Annotated in this window: 2 protein-coding genes and 2 pseudogenes; all 4 read right to left on the minus strand. The window is 38.6% G+C overall.

Features of this window, described 5'->3' with window-relative positions; translation table 11 throughout:
* Positions 1–1,321 (minus strand): annotated as a pseudogene (locus tag MVY38_RS06025) (endonuclease MutS2); the annotation flags it as partial.
* Positions 1,314–1,643, minus strand: a complete 330-nt coding sequence (locus tag MVY38_RS06030; RefSeq protein WP_297484346.1) for a hypothetical protein — start codon at positions 1,641–1,643, stop codon at positions 1,314–1,316. The gene MVY38_RS06030 and the pseudogene MVY38_RS06025, both read right to left, overlap by 8 nt.
* Positions 1,643–2,956: a UDP-N-acetylmuramate--L-alanine ligase gene (murC, locus tag MVY38_RS06035; RefSeq protein ID WP_297484348.1), complete on the minus strand. Its 1,314-nt coding sequence runs from the start codon at positions 2,954–2,956 to the stop codon at positions 1,643–1,645. The genes MVY38_RS06030 and murC overlap by 1 nt, the downstream gene beginning before the upstream one ends.
* Before the next feature lies 1 nt (position 2,957).
* Positions 2,958–3,233, minus strand: a pseudogene (locus tag MVY38_RS06040) (hypothetical protein); the annotation flags it as partial.

Here is a 3,233-nt window from a genome sequence, read left to right on the forward strand (position 1 = left end):
CATCATCACGGTCTGCCATAAGTGCTGCAAGGCGTTTGTGGTGGGTTGTAACCACTATCTTTTGTCCTCGTTTTATTAGCTCATCGAGTATGACTTTAAAGAGTGCAGCAGCTTCATCGGAATCAGTTCCGAGTTCTATCTCATCGACACCTATAAGGGCTGATTTGTACTCAAAAATATTTGAGAACTGTTGCATACGCCCTGCAAAGGTTGAGATGTCATTTTTAACATTTTGTGGGTCGTCTATGATGGCTTGGACAGCTTTAAAACTTCCAATGTGAGAATGCACTTCGTTTAGCTTCATAGGAATGATATATTTTGCCATAAACGCAGAGGCAAGGATGGATTTGAGCAGCATAGTTTTACCACCTGCGTTTACCCCTGTAATCATCAAAATATTTTTGGAAAAATCTACGCTAATAGGTTTTGCTTTATGTAGGGCAGGGTGGACGAAATCTTTAAGTACAATCTTTGCATCTTTTTTGCTTTTTAAAATTTGGAAATTTTTACTCTTTGCAAAAAGCACACGCGCTTGATAGTTGTCAAAGCGTGTGAACTCTTTGTCTATGAACTTTATAAAGGGCTGTAACTCTGCTAATTTTGTAGAGAAAGTTTTTGCATACTCATAAAAGATAGCCTCTCTCTCTTGCTCTATAAAACGGATTTTTTCTTTTGATTTTAAGATGCTATCGGGTGCAACATAGAAAAACCCACCAGTAGAGCGTCCAAGGACTGCCCCTTTTAGTACATGGTTAAATCCTCCACGCACAAGTAGACACTCTTCGTTGTTAATAAGATGGATTTGCGTATCTACAAGATAACCTGCTAGTTTTGAGCTTGACATCAGGCGTTTGAGTGCACCTGAAATGTTGTTTTTGTGCTCTTTTACACGCTCAGTGAGATGAAAAAGATTTTCATCGAGATTCTCTTCAAACTTGCCATCATGTGTGAAGTACTTCTCTACCTCTAAAAACTTCTCAGGAATGATAAACTTCTCCATCCACTCCCCAATGAGCCCTTCAAGTTCTCGTTTTGCAAAGTAGCGAAAATAGCGTACGATTTTGACTATTTCAAATATTTGCTCAAATGTAAGCAGACCATGCTTTTTAAGATGTCCATGAATTTCATAAAAATCAATGACTTTTGGTGGTGCTTTAAACTCAAGTTTATCAAGCTCTTTGATGTATCTAAAATGGAGTTCTTGGTCGCCTTCGATGTAGAGCGGATGCTCACGAGAAAAAAAGCTACTAAATTGTTCAATATATTGGGATAAATCGAGTTGATTTATAAGCGTTTGAATTTTTGTTGTTGTCTTATTCACAGTTTGTTGCACTTATCATTTCCGCATAATGTGGGGTGTTCTTTTTTCCTATAAATGTATAGGTTCCTATGCTTAGCGAGTAGGTCGCTGCGTTTACTTCTCTATTTTTACATTGTATAGTTTTGCCTTGTTTGTATTTAGTGACAATATTGAGAAGTTTTTGTCTTTGGTTATTTTGGTAGGTGTTGTAGGCTATTGCACCGTAGATAATGACAAAAAGTGCCGTAGTGATGGATATTTTGTGCATCTTGGTAAGCTCTGTAAAGTAGTGTAGTATGTAAAAGAGTGCTACTAAAAGAACAAAAGATACTATGTACGCCACTATGCAATTCCTCTGATTTGGTAGGTGATGTCACCAGCCCCAAAACCAATAATAAGCCCCTTATCCAGGGTTTCTAAGTCTTTGTTGTCTTTGATAACTTTGATGGTATTGTTTGTACGGGAGATTTTATCTGCCATTGTGAGGTTGTACTCTTTAAAACTCTCTTGGAAATTTATTTCACGAGGAGCTTCACCTGCTGACCATACAGGAAGAATGATAAGCTCTGCAGCACCATCAAAACACTTAATGAACTCATCGAGATTATCTATGGTACGCGAATATTTGTGTGGCTGCCAAATGGCTGTGATTTTGTCAAAACCTTTGAGATGTGCGTACTCTTTTACTGATTCAAAGGTTGCTTTTATCTCTGTAGGGTGGTGTCCATAATCATCAATGATAACACTGTCACTCTCAAATCCTACAATATCAAAACGCTTTTTAATCCCTTTGAATGTAAGAAGATTTTTACGAATATCTTCAATATCTATAGATTCATGCGCTGCTAAAATAGCAAGTGCGGTATCAATGGCGATGTGCTTTCCAAATCCCCAAACATCAAAAGAGCCAAAATCTTTAAAAGTAAAACGGGTGTGGGGTTCGTTATTTATAAGAACGAACTCTATGTTTTTTATATCTTTGCTTGGGTAGAGCCATTTTGCATCTACTGTATCTACAAGGGTGGAGAGAAATGGGTCTTCTGCGTTTAGAACTTTAAGTGGGGAGAGGTTTATAAAAGTTTTGTAGGTATCGTAAAAAAGCTCATAGTTGTAGTCGTAGTACTCCATATGCTCTGGTTCTGCATTTATGACAATGGCACAGTATGGGTTTGTATTTACAAAACTACCATCACTCTCATCTGCTTCAAAGAGCATTACATCGCTTTTTTCATCATAACGCACATTTGAGCCAAATGCTTTTGACTCTGCCCCAATAATGGCAGAACCCTCCATAATGGAAGCTAAAATGGCACTTGTGGTACTCTTTCCATGCGCACCTGCTACGGCATAGACCTTTTTGTCATCTAAAATCTTCAGCAGTGCTTCGCGGCGCGCAAGCACTTCGATGCCTTTTGCTTTTGCAGCAACGACTTCAGGATTGTCCGGGCTGATGATGGCAGAGTGCACGACAAGGTCTTGGTCTGTTATGGCTTTTGCAGCATGGGGAACTGTAATAGCGATGCCCATATCTCGCAGTTTTTTTGTGATGATGGTGTCTTTAATGTCAGAACCACTTACCTCATGCCCTTTAAAGTGCATATATTGTGCAAGTCCTGAGATGCCGATGCCACCGATGCCGATAAAGTGTATTTTCATACTATTTCCCTTTTTCTTGGGAATTATCTAGCAACTCTTGTGCCTTTTTTGTAAATTCACTTATGTAAAATGTTCCTATTTTTTGCGTAGCGTCAAGGTCAGCAATTTTTTCTAAAAAATCATCAAATGGCACTTTCTCTGCTGCGGCTATCCAATGAAGTTTCATAGCTTTTGAGAATTTTTTGTCATTACTTAGACCACTTATTACTTCAAAAAGTGCTGCTGCGTCGTTAAATTCACCTGCAGAGTAGTGCTCAACGGCATACTCATAAAGTGC

This window comes from Sulfurimonas sp., assembly GCF_027056685.1.
Classification (GTDB): domain Bacteria; phylum Campylobacterota; class Campylobacteria; order Campylobacterales; family Sulfurimonadaceae; genus Sulfurimonas.